General features: G+C 57.8%; 18 protein-coding genes and 1 pseudogene. 14 read left to right on the top strand and 5 right to left on the bottom strand.

Features of this window, described 5'->3' with window-relative positions:
* Positions 1 to 331: 331 nt before the first annotated feature.
* On the bottom strand, positions 332 to 1,285 hold the full coding sequence (locus CAG33_RS16980; RefSeq protein ID WP_085639542.1) for a LysR substrate-binding domain-containing protein: 954 nt from the start codon (positions 1,283 to 1,285) through the stop codon (positions 332 to 334).
* 130 nt (positions 1,286 to 1,415) lie between these two features.
* On the opposite strand from CAG33_RS16980, the gene CAG33_RS16985 reads away from it, so the two are divergent.
* From CAG33_RS16985 to CAG33_RS28310, 10 genes are all read left to right on the top strand, one after another.
* Positions 1,416 to 2,585, top strand: a complete 1,170-nt coding sequence (locus CAG33_RS16985; RefSeq protein WP_085639545.1) for a M20 aminoacylase family protein — start codon at positions 1,416 to 1,418, stop codon at positions 2,583 to 2,585.
* A 45-nt stretch (positions 2,586 to 2,630) separates the two neighbouring features.
* On the top strand, positions 2,631 to 3,419 hold the full coding sequence (locus CAG33_RS16990) for an ABC transporter substrate-binding protein (protein ID WP_085639548.1): 789 nt from the start codon (positions 2,631 to 2,633) through the stop codon (positions 3,417 to 3,419).
* Positions 3,420 to 3,715: 296 nt separating this feature from the next.
* Positions 3,716 to 5,773, top strand: a complete 2,058-nt coding sequence (locus CAG33_RS16995) for a PQQ-binding-like beta-propeller repeat protein (RefSeq protein WP_085639551.1) — start codon at positions 3,716 to 3,718, stop codon at positions 5,771 to 5,773.
* A 76-nt stretch (positions 5,774 to 5,849) separates the two neighbouring features.
* Positions 5,850 to 5,921, top strand: a complete 72-nt coding sequence (gene pqqA, locus CAG33_RS17000; protein ID WP_063607997.1) for a pyrroloquinoline quinone precursor peptide PqqA — start codon at positions 5,850 to 5,852, stop codon at positions 5,919 to 5,921.
* Between the two features lie 463 nt (positions 5,922 to 6,384).
* Entirely contained in the window at positions 6,385 to 7,575 is a 1,191-nt protein-coding gene (locus tag CAG33_RS17005) for a hypothetical protein (protein WP_139833046.1), read from the top strand.
* A gap of 65 nt (positions 7,576 to 7,640) precedes the next feature.
* On the top strand, positions 7,641 to 7,982 hold the full coding sequence (locus CAG33_RS17010; RefSeq protein WP_085582985.1) for a hypothetical protein: 342 nt from the start codon (positions 7,641 to 7,643) through the stop codon (positions 7,980 to 7,982).
* Positions 7,983 to 8,075: 93 nt separating this feature from the next.
* Positions 8,076 to 8,339 carry a PAAR domain-containing protein gene (locus CAG33_RS17015; RefSeq protein WP_085582987.1) on the top strand — a complete coding sequence of 88 codons (264 nt, stop codon included), beginning with the start codon at positions 8,076 to 8,078 and terminating at the stop codon, positions 8,337 to 8,339.
* Between the two features lie 126 nt (positions 8,340 to 8,465).
* Positions 8,466 to 12,062 carry a DUF6531 domain-containing protein gene (locus tag CAG33_RS17020; RefSeq protein WP_085639557.1) on the top strand — a complete coding sequence of 1,199 codons (3,597 nt, stop codon included), beginning with the start codon at positions 8,466 to 8,468 and terminating at the stop codon, positions 12,060 to 12,062.
* Between the two features lie 12 nt (positions 12,063 to 12,074).
* A complete protein-coding gene (locus tag CAG33_RS17025; protein ID WP_085639560.1) occupies positions 12,075 to 12,386 on the top strand; it encodes a hypothetical protein in 312 nt (103 codons plus the stop codon).
* A 22-nt stretch (positions 12,387 to 12,408) separates the two neighbouring features.
* On the top strand, positions 12,409 to 12,681 hold the full coding sequence (locus CAG33_RS28310) for a hypothetical protein (protein WP_139833045.1): 273 nt from the start codon (positions 12,409 to 12,411) through the stop codon (positions 12,679 to 12,681).
* Positions 12,682 to 13,094: 413 nt separating this feature from the next.
* Here the strand turns inward: CAG33_RS28310 and CAG33_RS17030 are convergent.
* Positions 13,095 to 13,274: pseudogene (locus tag CAG33_RS17030) on the bottom strand (IS5/IS1182 family transposase); the annotation flags it as partial.
* A gap of 928 nt (positions 13,275 to 14,202) precedes the next feature.
* On the opposite strand from CAG33_RS17030, the gene CAG33_RS17035 reads away from it, so the two are divergent.
* A complete protein-coding gene (locus CAG33_RS17035; protein WP_085582989.1) occupies positions 14,203 to 14,472 on the top strand; it encodes a hypothetical protein in 270 nt (89 codons plus the stop codon).
* 73 nt (positions 14,473 to 14,545) lie between these two features.
* Here CAG33_RS17035 and CAG33_RS17040 read toward each other — a convergent pair whose 3' ends face one another.
* Both CAG33_RS17040 and CAG33_RS17045 read right to left on the bottom strand, forming a co-directional pair.
* Positions 14,546 to 15,046: a cupin domain-containing protein gene (locus CAG33_RS17040; protein WP_085582991.1), complete on the bottom strand. Its 501-nt coding sequence runs from the start codon at positions 15,044 to 15,046 to the stop codon at positions 14,546 to 14,548.
* Between the two features lie 67 nt (positions 15,047 to 15,113).
* Entirely contained in the window at positions 15,114 to 16,100 is a 987-nt protein-coding gene (locus tag CAG33_RS17045; RefSeq protein WP_085639563.1) for an AraC family transcriptional regulator ligand-binding domain-containing protein, read from the bottom strand.
* Positions 16,101 to 16,168: 68 nt separating this feature from the next.
* Here CAG33_RS17045 and CAG33_RS17050 point away from each other — a divergent pair, with 68 nt between their 5' ends.
* Both CAG33_RS17050 and CAG33_RS17055 read left to right on the top strand, forming a co-directional pair.
* Positions 16,169 to 17,023, top strand: a complete 855-nt coding sequence (locus CAG33_RS17050; RefSeq protein ID WP_085582995.1) for a sterol desaturase family protein — start codon at positions 16,169 to 16,171, stop codon at positions 17,021 to 17,023.
* Positions 17,020 to 17,616, top strand: coding sequence for an NADPH-dependent FMN reductase (locus CAG33_RS17055; protein WP_085639565.1), 597 nt, complete (start codon positions 17,020 to 17,022; stop codon positions 17,614 to 17,616). Before CAG33_RS17050 ends, CAG33_RS17055 begins: the two co-directional genes overlap by 4 nt.
* Positions 17,617 to 17,671: 55 nt before the next feature.
* On the opposite strand, the gene CAG33_RS17060 is transcribed toward CAG33_RS17055, so the two are convergent.
* Positions 17,672 to 18,574, bottom strand: a complete 903-nt coding sequence (locus CAG33_RS17060; RefSeq protein WP_085582999.1) for a helix-turn-helix domain-containing protein — start codon at positions 18,572 to 18,574, stop codon at positions 17,672 to 17,674.
* Between the two features lie 162 nt (positions 18,575 to 18,736).
* Here CAG33_RS17060 and CAG33_RS17065 point away from each other — a divergent pair, with 162 nt between their 5' ends.
* The gene (locus CAG33_RS17065) at positions 18,737 to 20,095 is read left to right on the top strand and encodes a glutamine synthetase family protein (protein WP_085632553.1); all 1,359 of its coding nucleotides are present in this window, start codon (positions 18,737 to 18,739) and stop codon (positions 20,093 to 20,095) included.
* Positions 20,096 to 20,098 lie beyond the last annotated feature (3 nt).

The raw sequence follows: 20,098 nt of genomic DNA on the forward strand, positions 1-20,098 counted from the left end.
CATGTACGCTGGTGTTGCCATGGGAGGTGCTCCTTGCGGATTGAGTTAGGGTGCCCGGGAGGCGGAATCGCCCGGTGGGTGCCTGACTGTTATCAAGGAACGTGCCAGAAATGAAAAACCCCTATAAATCCGTGATTTATAGGGTTCTGTTTTGATGGAGGCCGATCATGTCGGTGGAAACCCATGAAAAGTGCGCAAGAAGTTGCGCAGTACTGCGCAACTTCTTGCGCACTTGGCTGGAAGCCACGTCGTTCAAGGCCTCCAGCGTGCTGTGTCAGGCATTTCACGGAATAAGTGCGCAACTTCTTGCGCAACACCGTTTGGGCTGACCTCAAAACCGCAGCCGCAAAGTTTCAAACAGCGCACGATCTTCCTTTTTGGCCGAACGGGCATGGCTTCGTATGACGAGCAACAGACACTCGATGAAACACGTGGCCGGGTTGCTTAGCGCGCTGTCGCGCCGCGTCACGACACTCAGTTGCCGGGTGTCGAACTGTTCCTCCAGCTTCAAGGACACCAAGCGTCCCAGAAATGGCGGTGCGGTGCTGACGATGGACGGTCCCCAGGCGCACATGTCGGCCCGTTCGACCAGCACCTGCAAAAGCGCGAGCGAGTGAGCACGCACGATACGGCTTTCTTCGATCTGCGCGCCGTGATTCCAGAACAGCTCCCGCATCAGCCCGTCGTGCCCGTCCGGTGCGTAGTTCAGAACCCAGGTTTCACCCAACAGCTCGTGAATGGATCGCGCGTGCTGCAGGGGATGCCCCTCGCGAACCATCACGGAGGTCTCGTAGTCGAGCAACGTTTCGCTGGCGAACTCCTGGCTCGATAGAGCAGGGTGGAGCTGGCCAACCGCGAAATCCATGCTGCCATCGCGCAGCAACGGTTGCGCGACGGCCATCAGTCCTTCGAACAACTCCAGTCTGATGTGTGGCATACGAGTGCGGAAAGCCACCACCACCTCAGGCAGGAATGTCAGGGCGACCCAGGGCGTGATCCCCACGCAAAGCCGGCCTTGGGCATTGCCACGCATATGATCGAGTTCGGCCTGTGCGAGCTCCAGTTGCTTGAGCACCAGCCTGGCGTGAGTCAGCAGCACTTTGCCGTATTCCGTGAAGCTCAGGCCGCTGACGGTTCGATTGAAAAGCGGAAGCTGCTGGTTGGTTTCCAGCTCGCGCAGCGCTTTGGTGACGGCGGCCTGGGAAACATTCAAGGAACGCGCGGCCGCACGGATACTGCCGGTCTCGGCGCTGGCAATCAGCGCCTGCAATTGATGTAGTTTCATCCGCCTACCAAAATGACAACTGATGGTTGTCATCATAACCAAATTGCGCCTCCCCAGCCCTGCAGCCGTTCCCTAAGATCGGGCCCAGCAGCGTTTGCTGCTGCACAGCTTCCGTCCAAGGAGAACATCGATGAATGCCAGCCCGGTTCTACCTGGTATTGCCGAGATACAAGATGAAATGGTTGCAATACGTCACCGCATTCATGCGCACCCTGAACTGGGATTTGAAGAGTTCGCCACTGGCGAGTTGGTGGCAGCGTATTTGACTCAGTGGGGTTACGAGGTCACGCCTGGGGTGGGCAGGACGGGGGTGGTTGGCACCCTGAAGAACGGCGAGGGCCGATCCATCGGTTTGCGCGCCGATATGGATGCGTTGCCGATACAGGAAAACTCGGGCGTGCCCCATGCCAGCCAAATCAGCGGGGTGATGCATGCCTGCGGCCATGACGGCCATACGGCCGTCTTGTTGGCGGCTGCGCACTGCCTGGCCCGGACGCGGCCGTTCAAAGGCACTGTGCACCTGATTTTCCAACCGGCGGAAGAAGGGCTGGGCGGCGCCAGAGAAATGCTGGAGGACGGCCTGCTGGAGCGGTTTCCGTGTGACGCGATCTTCGCCATGCATAACGTGCCAGGCTACCCCGTCGGCCATTTGGGCTTTTACAGCGGCCCCTTCATGGCGTCCGCCGACACGGTGAACATCAGAATCATCGGCAACGGTGGCCATGGTGCGGCGCCGCACAAGGCCATCGACCCGGTGATGGTCGGTGCCTCGATCGTCATGGCGCTGCAAAGCATTGTTGCGCGCAACGTGAATCCGCAGGAAACGGCCGTTATCACAGTAGGTTCGTTGCTTGCCGGGAGCGCCTCGAATGTCATCCCGCCCCATGCGGACTTGAGCTTGAGCGTACGTGCGCTGACTCCAGAGGTGCGCGATTTGCTGGAGTCCCGAATCACTGAGTTGGTCAAGGGGCAGGCCATGAGTTATGGCGCCCAGGCCCGCATCGATTACCAGCGCTGCCACCCAGTGCTGATCAACGATCCTCAGCAGACGGCATTTGCCCGCGAGGTCGCTCGCGACTGGCTTGGAGCGCAATGCCTGATCGATGATTTGCGGCCTTTCACGGCCAGCGAGGACTTTGCTTTTGTCCTGGAAAAGTGCCCGGGCAGCTATCTGGTGATCGGTAACGGTGAAGGAGAGGGGGAGTGCCCGCTGCACAACCCTGGCTATGACTTCAATGATGAATGCCTGCCGATCGGTGCGAGCTACTGGGTCAAGTTGGTCGAACGTTTCCTGAGTTGATCTCCAGTTGTGCCTATAAAAACTGCGACCTGAAGAGAACAAAAAATGAAAAAAGTGATTGCGGCCGTTTCCCTGGTGATCTTGAGCGCCTCTGGCTTGGCGAGTGCGGCGGATTGGTCCGGTAAAGTCTTGAGGCTGGGGGTGGATCCAACGTATCCGCCGCTGGAGTACAAGAATCAGGACGGCACCCTGACAGGCTTCGGAGTCGACATCGCCGAGGCGTTGTGCGCCGAGCTGAAGGCCCGATGTGTCTGGGTGGAAAGCAGTTGGGACGGAATGATACCGGGGCTTCTGGCGCGCAAGTTTGATGCTGTGGCGTCCTCGATGACCATCACCCCCAAACGCCTTGAGCAGATTGCCTTCACCGACAAAGTGTCCAACGCGCCATCGCGGCTCGTGGCCAAACGTGGCTCGGGACTCGAGCCCACTGTCGACTCGCTCAAGGGCAAGCGAATCGGTGTGGAGCAGGGGTCGACCCAGGAAAGCTATGCCAAAGCGGTTTGGGGGCGGAACGGGGTAGAGGTTCTTTCCTATCAAAATCAGGATCAGGTCTACGCAGATCTTGTGGTCGGGCGCCTGGATGCTTCGTTGCAGGGCGCCATTCAAGCCAGTTATGGCTTCCTGAAAACAACGCAGGGCCAGGACTTTGAGCTTACGGGCGCCACGCTGGATGATCCGACTTACTTTGGTGTGGGTGATGGCCTTGGACTGCGCAAGGCTGATGTCGCGTTGCGTGAGGACTTGAACAAGGCATTGGCCGCCATTCTTGCCAACGGCACTTATGCGCAGATCAACAACAAGTACTTCGATTTTGATGTCTACGGTGCCAAGTAGCATCGAGCTGACCAATGCCGGCAACCTCGACCTGCCATTGTCAGAGCTGCGACGGCGCCAGCGGCCCCAACGGCTACCGCCTAGCGCAATCCTCCGAGTCCGTCATATCCAATTGATTCATAAGCCATAAAAAATTCTTGTAGCGTGCTCGCGGCATTGCTGGTCAAATGCGCTGCCAGGAGTTGGTCAATTGATTAGGTCGAATGATCATAATACTGATGGCTACCAGACCGATGGGATAGTTGATGACCAAACCATCTCCTTGGCCTGGGTGCCTATATGGTTAGAGGGTTGGTATGAGAACAATAATCGTCGCATCACTGGTGGTATCGCTTGCGGGATGCGGGCTGAACGAACAGCCGGCTGAGAAACCCAATACAGACTGGGAGTTTCTTGGAAACTCCAGCGAGATGCAGCATTCCTCGTCGCTGAAGGCCATCAACAAGGAAACCGTTGGTTCACTGGGCTTGGCCTGGTGGGTGGATCTCCCAGTCAGTGACGGTCTGGTAGGCAACCCCCTGGTCAAGGACGGCATTGTTTTTCAAGGAGCGCCCAACGGCCAGGTCATTGCCAACGATGTAAAGACCGGCCGGCTGATCTGGAATTTCAAAGATGAGAATGCGCAGCAGGGCTCATCGTTCGCAGGCTATTGGGGGCGTCGATTCAATCGCGGTGTGGCACTGAGTGGCAGCAATGTCGTCATCGCCTCGGGTGACTGCCGCCTGATCGCGGTCGACCAGCGCACGGGCAAGAAAGTGTGGGAGGCGACATCGTGCGACTCCGCCGACATGTACGCGATTACCGCGGCGCCACGGGTGGGCAATGGCTTGGTGTTCACCGGCAATGCCTGCCTCGACACCGGAACGACCCGCGGCTATGTCGATGCCTTCGACGCCAAGAGCGGTGCTCATCGCTGGCGTTTCTACACGGTGCCTGACGATCCCTCGAAGCCGCAATCGGCGCTGTATGAGAATGCGGCCAAGACCTGGGGCAAAGACTGGTACTCGAAGACCCACGGGTGTGGCAGTGCCTGGGATGCGATGACCTATGACCCGAAGTTGAACCTGCTCTACATAGGGGTAGGGGGGCCGGCACCGTTCGATCCGTCCAAGCGTGGCGAGCAGGCGGGCGATGAGCTGTTCACCAACTCCATCGTGGCCCTGGACGCCAGCACGGGCGAATACAAATGGCATTTCAAGCAAACGCCCCAGGATGCTTGGAACTATGACTCCAGCGTCGGCATCATGATTGCCGACATCACCGTGAACGGGCAGTCGAAACGGGCGGTGCTGAGCGTGCCGAAGAGTGGCTTCGCCTACGCGCTGGATGCTCAGACCGGCAAGTTCATTTCCGGCGGCGCCTACATGCCGATGGAATGGGCTTCAGGATTGGACGCCAACGGTCGTCCGATCATGAAGCGGGAAGGGCAGTATTGGCTCAATAACGCCAAGCAGTACATGCAGTTGCCCAATGGCCTGGGTGCCCATGGCTGGGAAGCGCTGGCCTTCAATCCGGACGACGAGACGGTGTTCATTCCTGCCATGTCTCAGCCGACGATGGTCAAGGATGATCCCGATTCCGCGCTCGGCGGCCAGTCGTTCGAGCCCATTCAGCGCTCTGCCGATGGCCAGTACGAAACCTACGGCGAAACCGTTGCCTGGGATGTACGCCACAACAGCGTGAAGTGGCGGTCACGCTTGCCGATGCCTACCAACGGCGGCCTGCTGCATACGGCCGGTGGCCTGGTGTTCCAGGGCACCGGCGACGGGCGCATGCAGGTGCTGGACGCGGCGACGGGCAAGACACTGTGGAGCCACGAGATCGGTGGCGCGGTGCGGGCCGCGCCGTCGACCGTCATGGTTGACGGCGAGCAATACGTTCTGCTGGCGACCGGTACCGGCACTGCGGCAGCAACCGGGTCGCTGAACGCAGACGCGGCTTCCGCGCCGAAGGCCAGAACCACGCCACGGTTACTGGCGTTCAAGTTGGGCGGCGTCAAGGAATACCCACCGTTCGCACAAGTGCAAAAGGTGCCGGCGCCGCTCACGCCCCGGCAGCCAGAAGCACTGACAGCCCTTGGCCGCAAGCTGTTCGAGGGCAGCGGCTGCATCGAGTGCCATGGTTTTCGCGGCAACGCTGCCGGCGGCCGTGTGCCCAATCTCATCTACGCGCCACCACCGAGCTACGACTTCTTCGAAGCCGTCGTGCGCCAAGGCGTACTGTCCAAGGCTGGCGGCGGAATGCCGGCGTTTGCGGATTTTACCGATGATCAGCTCAAGGCCGTTTTTGCCTACCTGATCAACCAGGCTTGGGACGCTCATGAGGGTAAGGCGCCGGTGGCCGGCAATCCCTGAACGAACACAAGGTTTACGCGGCGGACAAGGACGGACGCTGCCTTTTATCAATTCACCAACCGAGAGAGCACGCACTATGTGGACCAAACCCAGCTATACCGACTTGCGCATTGGCTTTGAAGTGACGATGTACTTTGCCAATCGTTGAGTGCTGAGGCATTCGAAGGAGGCGTCAGCCTAGGCTTGACGCCTTCTTAACTGCCCTGCCTGGCATCAGAGACAGGAACAGGTTCGATCCTACGAACAACGCAGGAACAGCCGGAATCGTCGATCGGGATTTTTTTGCCCAGGCTTAATCCGAGGCCAAACCGATTTCAGCCCGGGTGTTGGCCAGCCGGGATGCCTTGGAAGCATTGCGCCACCTGAATGTATGGGCAAAATCACTTACGCCTGACTCAACGGCAGGCCTTGATGTCTGTTCATTGTCGAAGCCAACGTTAGGCTAAGTGCTCTCCGCCTCGCTGAGTGGGGGCGGCAGTTGGCTATTCGAGTAGTTGGTGCTTCGAATATGTCTATCTGGGTCTTGCTCCGCCAATACCTGAATCTTGCGCAGACCCTTTGTTGCCGATCTATAACCTAACTGTGCAATGGCAAAGTAGGTGTGGATCGACATGTACATCACAAAAAGCTTCACCCCCCAAGAGCTGTTCGAGAAGGTATGGACTACTCCTGTGCTGAGGCTTGCTCGCGAAATCGGGGTATCCGATGTCGGTCTGTCAAAGGCCTGCAGGAAGGCCGGCATTATCCTGCCGGCGCGAGGGCACTGGGCAAAGCCTGAGGCAAAAAGGCCACAGCGCCCTAAGCCGCCAGCGCAAACCGACCTGATTGAGTTCTCTGTCTTGGACATCCAGAAGGCCCAATTGGGCGTCGAGATGAGGGTAAAACCTGAGCCGTTGCTGGTTGCGGTATCCACAGAGTTGGTTGAGCCTCATCCCCATGTGAGGAAATGGCTCTCTGCAGCTCGCAAGGCCAAAGTGGTGGAGGGAGCGCTGGATCTCTCAAGTTCATGCGTTCTGTCAGCCCGAGTCTCCAGTGATTCGATAGCCCGCTGTGCGCTGATTTTCGACACGCTGATCAAGGAGAGCGAAAAGCGTGGTTATCTTTTCTCCATCACTGCGAGTGCAACCCACGTAATCGTGGATCATGAGCAGCTAAAAATCTCGATCAGTGAAAAGCTGAAACGGTTCGAAATACCACGGCCTCCACCCAAACCGTTAAGGCCAGGCCAAGCCTGGAGACCAGATTTTGCCGGTTTGTCCAGATCCAGATTTGGATGGGAATCGACAGGTATTCTCACCTTGTCAGTAGATGTCAGGACACTGACTCAGGAGAGAAAAAACTGGACAGACAGAGACAAAGAGCAGATCGAAAAAAGACTCGGGCAGGTGCTTATTGCTCTCCCAAGGTTGGCCCAATCAGTAAAAGTAAAGCGGGCGGCTGATGAAGATTGGCAACGCAAATGGGATCGTGATCAGCAACTCAAGCGAGAGGCTCACGACGCAGAGGAGCGCCGCGTGAGGCTGCAGACTTCTCTGGTGTGCAATACCGAGTCGTGGGAGCGGGCCATGCGCATTGAAGCGTTCATCCAAGCCACCATCGACGCGACGCCACAGGATGAGCAATCCCAACAACAACTTGCACTCTGGGTTTTTTGGGCCCGCCATGAAGTGCAAAGGCTCAATCCGTTGGTCAACGGCGCCTCGGCGGTAACCCGCATGAGCACATCCGCCACTGTTGTTTACGGGGAGCAACGTTCCTTCTATGGCTTCAGATCGGTGAAGCTCCATGATTGGTGGGCCTAACTCAGTAAAGCCCAGGTTCAATTCGTAGGTCAAAATGTATGAAAACGAAGTTGAGGATCTGATTAATGCAAAAGGCTGAAGCTGTTTATCCTGACGAGTCGCAAAAGGAAATTTGTGACAAGTATGGAATGCCTGTGCAAGTGCCTGAAGAAATGGTCGCCGTTGCCATTGACTCGCTTGGCCAGTCACCGATTTACGGTACGAGAGTTCAATTGCCGGAAGGCGGAAATATCAGCTGGTTCATTCATTGTGGTGAGTACTCGGCAGCAGATGACTTCTACAAGCCGGTTCATGTTCACCACCTCAGTGAGATGCTGCCAGAGGTTGTGAATTATCTCTGCCTGCCCACTGGAGCAAAATTCATTATCGACACAGCCGGTTATGAAGATGTCTGGATGGAGACGTAGGAAAGGGTGAGATCGGATCACCTCCGGTTTCATACCTGATGTATCCAGTAGACCAATTTGGACAGCCAGAAGTCTGGTCAAAGGAATGACAACATGAAAGACGCAATCCGCTTGGGTGACTCCACCACACACGGTGGCAAGGTGCTCGAAGCGTTCTCCCAGACCGACCTCAACGGCAAGCCGATTGCCGGGGTCGGTCACAAAGTCAGTTGCCCATTGTGCAAAGGAGTTTTCCCGATCGCAGAGGGCAGCAGCACCTACACCGTCGACGGCACGCCCATCGCACTGGACGGCATGAAAACCGCCTGCGGGGCTGCACTGATTGCCAGTGGCCCGAAAGGCGCCGTGATCAGCTAAATAAAAATTTGAATTTCGTCTGAGCCCATGTTCCCGGGCGCGGCTTGTTGTCGCGCTTACTGGGGGCAATGCGCCTGATACACCATTTCTGCTACCCCCAGGCCTGCTGGCTGGTAAGACGCTTCCATGACTGACACCGCTGCTGTTGTAAAACGTGAACCCCAGGTTGCCATCGTTCCGTTGAATGCCATCGACATCCAGGACGTTGCCAGTAGCGCCGCGACTTTCGACGCCTGGCTGCAATCGGCCAGTGGCGGGGTGGTCACTCTTGACCGGATCAAGAACGTTGCAGGCGCGTTGCCCGTAGTGGGGAACATCATGGCGCTGGTCGATGCGCTGGGTGACATCGTCACGTTATCGAATGCGCAAAAGCGCGACCTGCTGGCGTGGGCCAGTCTCGGTATCAATCTGATCGGTGTTTTGCCATTGCCGCCGGCGATGGCGGCTGCGCGTATGACCCTGCGTCCAACGCTGTTTCTGGTGCGTCAGGAGATGAAGGCCACCAGCAAGGTACTGCTCAGCTCGTCGGTCATTGAAATCCTGATCGGGCACTTGAACGAATCCATCATCGGCACGCTCGACGATTTTGTTGAGCAGGCCAAAGGTAAGCTGCCGGGGATTCTGGCGGACGCGGGCAAGCTGGGTGAGGACGTCATCAACGAGATCGCCAAAGGTCTCGATACGGTGGCCAATGGCAAGCTCGATGCCAAGGGCGATGCGCAGTCGGCCAGTCAGCAGATCAGCGCCGCTGGCGATCAACTGCTCAACGATCCACTGGCGGCGATTGACAACATTTTCGGTGCCGCATTCAGCGCTTACAAGGCAGCAGGTAAAGGCTTGGCCAACAGCGCGGCGGAAAATCTGCTGCCTGATGAGGTGAAGAAAAAGGTTGCCAACGAGACTGCGAAGCTACGGGCGATGGGCCCGGAGTTACGCACTCAACTGAGCAAGCTGGACGATGAATCCGTTCAGAACTCGATTGGCTGGTTACTGCTGATTCTGTCCAGCGCCGTTACTCTTTGGCGCAAACGTAATGTTCATGGTCAGGGTGCGGGCGTTAAACCAGATCAAACCAGTCAGGCCAAGCGCACCGCTTCTAATGGCGGACTGGGTGCTACAGGGCAGCAGGCTCCGGCGACGCATGCGGCCGATCCACAGAAGAACGGCACCTGTACCAGCACCTGCCACAGCATCAATTTCGCAATGGGTACGGAAAGCCTCAGTCATCGCGATTTCAAAATGCCGGGACCGTTTCCGGTCGAGTGGACACGTACCTACAACTCGAATCTGAGCGCGTATGACAACAGCGAACTTGGCGCCCGCTGGATCACCGAATTCACCACACGTTTTGACTGCGTGGATGATGGCCTGACGTTCTACGGCGCCGATGGTCGCAACCACAGCTATCCACTGCCCAAAGTCGGGCTGTTCCATTACGACGCCATCGAGAACATCACGCTGGTTCGTAGCAGTGAAGATCACTTGATGTTGTGCCGTGGTTTCGAACGCAAGGAAACCTACGTGCGCCGTGGCCAGCGTTTTGTTCTGACCAACATTACGCTGCGCAACGGTGCAGGGGTGATGCTGCATCACGAGCACCATCATGAGTCGTTGCCAGTCCTGTCCGATTTGATCACGTACGTGGAAAATGATGTCACCAAGGTTCGTCGCCATCTAGGAACGATGATTGATGAGCAGGGCCGTTTCACAGGACTCTGGGAAATCCGCGACGGTGAACCACTACGGCAGCTCTGTGCCTATCAGTACGACACCCATGGCGATTTGATCCAGGCACAGGACGAGAACGGTGCAGTCTGGTCGTACCAGTACCAGCATCACTTGATCACCCGTTACACCGACCGCACAGGCCGCGGTATGAACTTGGAGTGGCAGGGCGTTAATGCCGATGCCAAAGCCGTGCGCGAATGGGCCGATGACGGCAGTTTTGACACACGCCTGGAATGGGACGAAAACATTCGCCTGACCTACGTGACCGATGCACATGGCAACGAGACTTGGCATTACTACGACATTCTTGGATACACCTATCGGATTCAGCATGCCGATGGGCTTTCAGAATGGTTGTTCCGCGACGAAGCCAAAAACGTTGTGCGCCACGTGCATGCCGACGGCACGACGGATCGTTACAGCTACGATGAGCGCGGCAATCGGCTTGAGCACATTCGGGCGGACAATACCGTCGTGCATTTCGCCTATGACGATCAGGATCAAGTGATCAAAGTCACGGATGCGGAGGGCGGTCTCTGGTTAAGCGCTTATGACGAAGCCGGCAATCTGGTCGAAGCCGTCGATCCGCTAGGCAACAAAACCGAATACGCCTACAACAAGGTGGGTCAACCCACCATGATCAAGGACGCCAACGGCAACGAAAAAGCCCTGGACTACAACGACGCCGGACAACTGGTGGAGTATGTCGATTGCTCAGGCAAGACCAGCGCCTGGGAGTACGACGAACTCGGACAGATGACCTGTTTCACCGATGCCGCCGGCAACGCCACCGCATACGAATACAAGGCCGGGCAGTTGGTGCTGACCAGGCACCCGGACAAGACCGAAGAACGTTTCGAGCGCGATGCCGAAGGCCGGTTGCTGGCTTATGTAGATGGTATGGATCGCTGCACCACCTGGACCTATTCTGCTGCTGGCTTTATCGCTGAACGGGTGGATGCCGCCGAGCAGACACTACGTTATCGCTGGGATCGTCTGGGGCGGTTGCAGGCATTGGAAAACGAGAACGAGCGTTCGGCGCAGTTCCAGTACGACTCCATGGGGCGCTTGTTAGCCGAAATCGGCTTTGATGCTCGCGTCACCCGCTATCAGTACGAACCTGAAACCGGGCGCCTGGCTTCGATCATTAATGGTAAGCGGGTTGTCAGCATCAGACTCGACGAAATGGGGCGTGTCACCGAGCGTCGTGCGAGTCTGGGTGACGCATCTCAGAGCGAGTCGTTTGCCTACGATGCCAACGGAAATCTGATCCTCGCCAGTAATGCCGACAGCCGCGTGCAATGGTTCCACGACCCGGCAGGCAATCTGGTGCGTGAACATCAGCATTACCTAGGATTGGAAAAACCGTTGGTGGCGGTCTGGCAGCACGAGTACGACGTACTCAACCAGCGTATCGCAACGAAGCGCCCAGATGGTCATAGGATCAGTTGGTTGACCTATGGTAGCGGCCATCTGTTGGCATTGCGCTTGAACGAGCATGAACTGCTGGGCTACGAGCGTGACGACATGCATCGTGAAGTTGCGCGTCATCAAGGCAACCGGTTGATGCAGACTCAGAAGTGGGACCCAGCGGGAAGATTGCAGGAGCAATTGCTCGGCAGAAGTGATGACAAATCCGTCCTGCTTAAGCGTGAGTACACCTACGATACCGCAGGCCAACTGACTGACATCAATGACAGCCGACGTGGTCAGTCCTCTTATCGTTATGACCCGGTCGGTAGAAGCGAGGGAACTCATGTCGTGCTCGAACCTGCTGACAAGGCCACGCGTGATATGAGCAAGTCTCAGTGGGGAAAAGCTTGCGAATGCGTAATAAAGTACCTTGATAAACAAAGTAACGTAGACCGATTGGCTAAAGCCGCTCAGGCGGGGGTTGATGCAAATCCTAACTCCGGTCGAGTACCGGAGTTAAAACAGGTAGGTTCTATTCTAGGTAGGCATCATGCCGCTGGAACAAATCCCATAGCGCGCTAACGTAGGGTGGTTATGCTTTCAACGAATTTTTACGGATTTATTGATTTTTTCATGGGCGGAGAAATTGAGCTTCAACCAAAAGATGTTGGATTGAATAGCTTCTCCGAATCAGAGTTTTTTGAGAATAATTATGAGCTAATAGGGGAGTCGTCGGATTTTCACTTTTTTGAAAAAGCCCACGACGTACCGTATTTCAATCGAAAGGCAATAATACTTTTAAAGTATTATTTTAACGGTGATGAACGCTTGGGGGGTGGGACTATCCGTGACAGGAGGGGTGCGGTTAACTTCATTTCTGAAGAGATTGATAACTTCCTCGGATAAGAAACTCGAGATTAATCCTCAAATGGACTTTTATTTTTCTGATGACTTCCACGCCGGCGCTGTGATTATCAACAAACGAATGGTTGTACGCTTCGAACAATGGGGGAAGCGTAATGCATATGTAATTTCGACGCTAGAATGTGATTTTGGTAAGGAAGAATTTGGTTCAATGGCAACGCAGGCAGTGATGAGTATGTTCGATCACATTAGTCAACAGTCGATACTTGATAATCCTGAAAAAAAGACGAGCGCATACGGTCGTCTAGTCAATAAGCTGAAAATACTCTCAATATGAGTTTTCGTAGTGGGATGGACTGGTAGAAGTCATATGGGTGCCTAGCGCGGCTAGGTATCCACCGTTTTCACTCGTCGCCCTTACGGCTCTCTGCTGATGTCTAATCTAGCGTCAGCAGTGTGTCTGGGCTCATGCCACGGGTTTAATCAGCGCGAAGGGTCGAGTTTTAAATTGGATTTTTCGGCTTCTCGTCTGGTTGATTCTCTGGGTGTAAAGCCTTGGCATCGGAGTCGCACGTGCCACACGGTCATACTTGCCGGGACGAAAGCTAGACGGTAACGGAGGAGGGTGCCGGTGTCTGTCCGGCTACGGACGCTACAAGTCCGATGCACAGTTCATCCCTCAGGGAAGGGAGCAACACTATGGCAGCAAGCTTTAAATACGATTCAAAACCCTCCTCACCTCAAAGGTCACTAGGCTCTGTACGAAAAGAGATGTCGCAAACACCGCATAGAACAAGCCAGTGAGACCATGGCGGCGTAGCTTTTCGCGAGTTTGTCGAAGCGCGTTACGATCCGGCGGTTCTCTTTCAGCCAGCCAAACATCCGTGGGATGACGGGTTGCATTCGATATTGGTCGCAGTAGCGGCGTAGCGCTGTCCACTGGTGATATCTCACGATTTCGTGCCGGGAAGCCAAAACCATAGCTCTAGGATGGGTCTAGTGCAGAGCAGTTCTCAGCCCAGTTATTCCAACAAATATTTTAGGAAAACTCGCGTCAGGCTTGATCTTCAGCAATCCGAGCGGTGGATTGGCGCGGAATTCTGCCTATGCCGCCAGAGCGTTCGGGCCCAGAAGTGTCTCGTCAAATCTTCACCAAAAGCGCTGCGGGTTATGTCTCGCGACTTCTTCGAAATATAGATAACTTATTGTTTTTATTGGAATTTATCTTAATTTCGCAAGCGTGGATACGCGACGTTGTCTCACGATTGATTGATAGACTCTGAGCTAGTAACAAAATGAAGGAATAGGCTGAAACCCTCGCAAATAAAGGCTTACAGGCCAACTGCCGGCTACACGGTAGTCTCATAATTACGTTGCAACAGTTGGTGAGGCCTGCACTACATTTTTCGTAATGCCCAGTAAAATCAATCTGTTAAGCGCTTTTCGAAGCAACGTCTATTTATATCGCGATTGCCTCAGATGCCATCGCAAACGACTGATTTTACGTCAAACGGGGTTTCTTGGAATTCCGACCGGGGATTGGTGGAAATGGACAGCTCATGAACACATCTGACATGGCATCTGGTTTAACATAATATACATTATGCGTACTTTTATGTGAGGCGTACCGAGCCGTCCTGCCCAGATTGAAAGCCACCACCTGGGCTACTAGAGCCTCTTTCCATTCCCTCAACCACAGGCTTGTCAATAGCACACTTGAGCGACTGTTCCGGATCCAGCCTGGTGTTAGGCTTCAATCGCGTCACCTCACGCGAATGGCCGATCTGTTCAGATTGTTGGTTCATGCAGGTCTGGCCAATGCATACGCTGCATGTCAGATAACTGAAGGGATTCGAACATGAAAAAGTCCATAGCGGCTCTGGCCGTATCCGCGACGCTCGTACTCACCGCAACGGTCGCGAACGCTTCCGTGCATCCGACCGCCATCAAGGCTCCGCAAACCGTCAATCCGGTGACAGCCTCACTGGATACGCCTTTCGGAACGCAGGCAAAAGCCGGCGAGATCAAGTTGGCAAGTCTGGCCAGAAGTTGCTCCGATGAACGCTATTCCTGGTGGGAGTACAGCGGCTGGGAAATCGTTGGCTGTCTCGTTAGCGGCCAGTGGTAACTGTTAAGGCGGCCCTGGTGCGTGAGCGCGCACCGGGCCTGTCAATTGCGCCCTGTCCCGTCCCAACTAGGCATCACAACGCCAGTCTGTCGATCAGATCCCGATGTTGCGGAAACCGCTCACAGAGCTCATCTCGTTCGCCCAGCCTCATGTCCGCATAGTCGAAGCCCGGCGATACAGCCTCGCTGATCAAACCGAATCCGTTCGCCCCATCCAGTAACCGCGAGGCCTTCCAGACACCGCCAGGCACGTAGAGCTGCAAGTGCTGGCCGGCCAAGACATCGGTGCCCATCACGACGGTTTTCAAGGTGCCGTCAGGCAGGATCAGGCTGTACTCGATCGCGTCGCCCACATGGTAGTAATGAACGATGTCGGATCGGTTCAGATGCAAATGCCCGATGGGCGCATTCTCGGTCAGCAAGTAGTAGATCGACGACATCAGAGGACGCTTGCCACCGGGCGTGTCGATCATGGGTTCGAGATCGTTTTGATACGTGCGCCGGTAGAAACCGCCTTCGGTGTGGGGTTCCAGGTTGAGTGCGACGGCCAGTTCCCGTGCGTCATATCGGTTCAATCGTCCAGTCCTCGCTGCGCTTGGTGTCACGATTAATATAACTACACTAAACAGTCATTTAGCGTAGTTATAATTTATTTGCATATTCGTCATCCCTATCTGCCCGCCACCGCTTGCGCGCATGCACGTAAGCCGCCAGATCGTTGTAGCCCAATTGAGCCGCGATTTCCGCCCGGCTGAGCCCCTGCAACTCCAGATACTGTTCCGTCTCCGCGCGCACCCGGTCAAACAGCTGGCGGAAGGTCAGGCCTTGCTCTTCCAGTCGCCGGCGCAACGTCCGGGTGCTTTGGTGCAACGCTTGCGCCTGGGTTTCCAGGCTGGGCTTCTGGCTCGCGAGCAGATCCTGGCGGATCCCCTGCGCCACCCTTCCCGCCCAACCGCTCAGTTGATGCTGACGGGCCAGGCGCCGGTCCAGTTCCTGGCACAGCACCTCCATCATCCCGACATGTGCGGTAAGCAGTGGCCGCTGCAGACTGGCGCGATCGTAATACACACGATTGTGGCCGCAGCCGAACCGTACGTCCTCGCCGAACCACTGAGTGTATTCGGCGTGATAGTCAGGCTTCTCATGCGCGAAGCAGGCTCGCTGCGGCAGGATCGCGCTGTCCATTCCGGCCCGCAGCACGCTGACTGACATCACGCAGTAGTGCTCAACCACGTAACGCACCAGGCTCGCCGGCGCATCGATGCGCAGCTCCACGCCGAGCCAATCACCCTCCTCGACCAGTTCCACGTGGTCCATGTCCGACGCCAGCGACGCGTAGCGCGCCCAGAAGCGGATCGCCTCTTCGAGATCGACGCTGAACAGGCAGGCATGGGCCAGCACGTGCCAGTCCTGGCGGCGGAAATGGGAGAAAAGATGCAGGCCGATGGCCGGATCATGGACGGCGGCCTTGGCCCAAAGCTGTTCCAGGGCGACCATGCTGTAGTGGGTTCGCGGCTGTGAGGAACGGCTGTGGAGATAACGCTCCAGCACCCGCCCCAACGGCCCGCGGTGAAACCGCTCCGGCATCGGGTTGGCCGCTTCTCGGGTGATTCTGTCCGTTTTGCGCATATCGTGCGGCGGGCCCTTGGTTTTTTATTGTCTGGCACCGGCCTTGTCGGCCCCAACCAGAGAGTGCCATGAATACAACAACAATAACCAACAGTCCGATCCCGATCATCAGCGCCATCCTGATCGGCTTCATCGTCCTCGAAATCGCCTGCGCCTGTTTCCGGCAGCCCCGTGCCCAACGCCGTGACGCGGTCATCGAAATCATCGGCTCAGGCCTGCTGATGGGCGTCACGCTGCCGCTGGTGACATTCCTCAGCGCCTGGCTGCTCGACCGTTTCGCGCCGCAGACCAAAGACAGCCTCGCCGGCCTGCACTGGCTGCTCGGGCTGGGCCTGTTCCTGGTGCTGGACGACATGACCCAATACTGGTGGCACCGCCTCAGCCACAAGGTGCCGTTCCTGTACTCGCTGCACCGCGCCCATCATTCGGCGCCGTACATGAGCATCCGCATCGTCTACCGCAACAACAGCTTCTATTACCTGCTGATGCCTGGGCTGTGGTTCTCCGGCGCCCTGCTCTACATGGGCCTGGCCCCGGTGTATTTCGGCTACCTGATCGTCAAGATGCTGGTGATTTTCGGGGCCCACAGCAGCGTGCCGTGGGATGACCGGCTGTACCGCATTGCGGCGCTGCGCCCGTTGATGTGGCTGCTGGAACGCACCATCTCGACCCCCGCCACCCACTCGGCGCACCACGGGCTGAATGCCGACGACGGCGTGACCCACTACAAGGGCAACTTCGGCAACCTGCTGTTCTTCTGGGACGTGCTGTTCGGTTCGGCCAGGATCACCCGGCGCCGGCCTGAGCATTACGGCATCGAGGACATGCGCCCGGTCAGTTGGCAGCACGAGCTGTTCTGGCCGCTGGTGCGCGACAAACGCCCGCAACCCCGGAAAACCGCCAACCAGGAGCTGGCCCAATGAGCCTGAACATCGTCCTCGTCGCCGGCTCCAGCCAGCCCTACAGCCAATCGGCGAAAGTCGCCAGGTACCTCGCGGGGCGCTTGCAGACCTTGCAACTTTGCAGCCGCCCCAACGTCATTGACCTGGGCCATGCGCCGCTGCCCTTATGGCCTGCCGAAGACACCCAAGGGATCTGGGCAGATCACGCCGCGTTGCTGCGCGAGACAGACGCATTGGTTGTCCTCACCCCGGAATGGCACGGTATGGCCTGCCCGGCGCTGAAGAACCTGTTCGTCCACGCCGGCTACCGCGAACTGGGCCACAAGCCTGCGCTGCTGGTGGGCGTCTCGTCCGGCCAGGGCGGTGCCTACCCGCTCTGCGAGCTGCGTGCCTCAAGCTACAAGAACTGTCGCATCTGCTACCTGCCCGAACAATTGATCGTGCGTCAGGTGGAAACCGTGATGAACGGCCCGGAGAGCGCCGGTCCAGACGACCAGCGTATCCGCCGCCGCGCCGACTGGGCGCTTCACGTGCTCGGCGCATACGCCAAGGCGCTGGCCGGCCTCGGCGCCCGCCTGCACCCGGACGATCCGGAATTCGCCAACGGCATGTGAGGCCTTGCGCGTAACGGTCGGCCGCCGGGCTGGCCGTTGCGCGCCGTTGCGTCGCTCAGTTCCGCCGCTTCAGCGTCTCGCTGGGCAACTCCTTGAACAGGGCCCGGTAACTGCTGGAGAACCGCCCCAAATGCCAGAACGACCAATTCATCGCCACTTCGGCCACCGTGTTGGCCCCGCCGCTGCGGCCAAGCAGTTCGCGCCGGGCGCTGTTGAGCCGGCGCAGGCGCAGCCAGTGGGTCGGGGACATGCCGGTGTAGGCCTTGAACGCCTGCTGCAACTGACGCAGCGACACCCCGGCAACCTGTGAAAGCTCCAGCAGGTTGACGGTCTCTTCCGGCGAGTCCGCCGCCCATTCGCCCACGCGCTTCATGATCCTCCGCTCATCGGCCCTGCGCTGCTGGGCGCCGCGATCCAGGCACAGCCGGGCGTTGTCGAGGATGAACAGGCAGTCCTCCAGCAACTGGCGGGTCAGTGCGTCTTTAGTCGTCGGGTCGAAGGTCTGCGCGAGCCGGGTCAGGGTCGCGCTGAGCCAGCGGCTGAACAGCGCGTTCTGCCCGCCGTTGAGCGGCGCCATGAACAGCCCCTCCAGCCGGGCCACGTCCAGGCCGTGCTGGCGGACGAAGTCGGGGCCGAACACCACGGCGATTTCCTGGTAGTTCTCCGGAGTGATCCAGATGTTGCGGCTCTCTTCGTTGAGCAGGTACAGCGCGTTGTCGCTGCGGTCGAAACAGAACGCCAGCGCCCCTGGCGGCGCACTGAAGTTCTGCTCGACCCGGGTGTTCATCTGCTCTTCGTAGACCTCCACACCCTGAAGGTCCAGGTAGCGGATCCGCCCGGCGAAATGCCCTGGCGACATCTGTTGGTAATGCTGCACCCAACCCGGCGTGGCGCGGATCTGTTCGGTGACGTCGGCGGTGTCGAAGGCTTGGACCTGTATCGGGTTACACGTTGTCATGGGAGACCTTGCGCACTCTTTTGGTGCGCTTTGGTGCTGCTGAAAGTGGATAGATGGAACTGCAAGGCCCGCCCAAGATAGACGTCAACGCGCCACAGGGGAAGCCTGCGGCAGATGAAACCGTATTCCCGGCGCGTCAATAAAACCAACGACGAGGTCTTTATGAACGCCCCTTTCGATCAGCTGTTCACATGGCTGAAAGATCACAAGATTACCGAAGTGGAATGCGTGGTCAGCGACCTGACCGGCATCGCCCGCGGCAAGATCGCACCGACCAACAAGTTCCTGCATGAGCGAGGCATGCGCCTGCCGGAAAGTGTGCTGCTGCAAACGGTAACCGGGGATTTCGTCGACGACGACATCTACTACGACCTGCTCGACCCGGCCGACATCGACATGGTCTGCAAACCGGTGAGCGACGCGGTGTACGTGGTGCCTTGGGCCATCGAGCCCACCGCCATCGTGATCCACGACACCTTCGACAAGTTCGGCAACCCGATCGAACTGTCGCCGCGCAACGTGCTCAAGAAGGTCTTGCAGCTGTACACCGACAAGGGCTGGAAGCCGATCGTGGCGCCGGAAATGGAGTTCTATCTGACCCAGCGCTGCGAAGACCCGGACCTGCCGCTCAAGGCGCCGCTGGGTCGCTCGGGCCGTGCCGAAAGCGGCCGCCAGTCGTTCTCCATCGACGCGGCCAACGAATTCGACCCGCTGTTCGAAGACGTCTACGACTGGTGCGAGCTGCAAGGCCTGGACCTGGACACGCTGATCCACGAAGACGGCCCGGCGCAGATGGAAATCAACTTCCGCCATGGCGACGCGCTGGATCTGGCCGACCAGATCACCGTCTTCAAGCGCACCCTGCGCGAGGCGGCGCTCAAGCACAACGTCACCGCCACCTTCATGGCCAAGCCCATCGGCGACGAGCCCGGCAGCGCCATGCACCTGCACCAGAGCGTGGTGGACATCGCCACCGGCCAGCCGATCTTCGCCGATGCCGACGGCTCCATGAGCACGCTGTTCCGCCACCACATCGGCGGCCTGCAGAAGTACATCCCCAAGGTGCTGCCGATGTTCGCGCCGAACGTGAACTCGTTCCGCCGCTTCCTGCCGGACACCTCGGCGCCGGTCAACGTCGAATGGGGCGAAGAGAACCGCACCGTCGGGCTGCGGGTGCCGACCTCGGGGCCGGAATCGATGCGCGTGGAAAACCGCCTGCCGGGCGCAGACGCCAACCCGTACCTGGCCATCGCCGCCAGCCTGCTGTGCGGCTACATCGGCATGGTCGAAGGCGTCGAGCCGAGTGCTGCCGTGGAAGGCCGGGCCTATGAGCGGCGCAACCTGCGCCTGCCGATCACCATCGAAGAGGCCCTGACCCAGATGGAAGAGTGCGAGACCGTCGCCGGCTACCTGGGCGACAAGTTCGTACGCGGCTATGTGGCGGTCAAACGGGCCGAGCACGAGAACTTCAAACGGGTGATCAGCTCCTGGGAGCGGGAATTCCTGCTGCTGAGCGTCTGAATC

The organism is Pseudomonas sp. B3(2017), assembly GCF_002113595.1.
In the GTDB taxonomy this organism is placed as follows: domain Bacteria; phylum Pseudomonadota; class Gammaproteobacteria; order Pseudomonadales; family Pseudomonadaceae; genus Aquipseudomonas; species Aquipseudomonas ekonensis.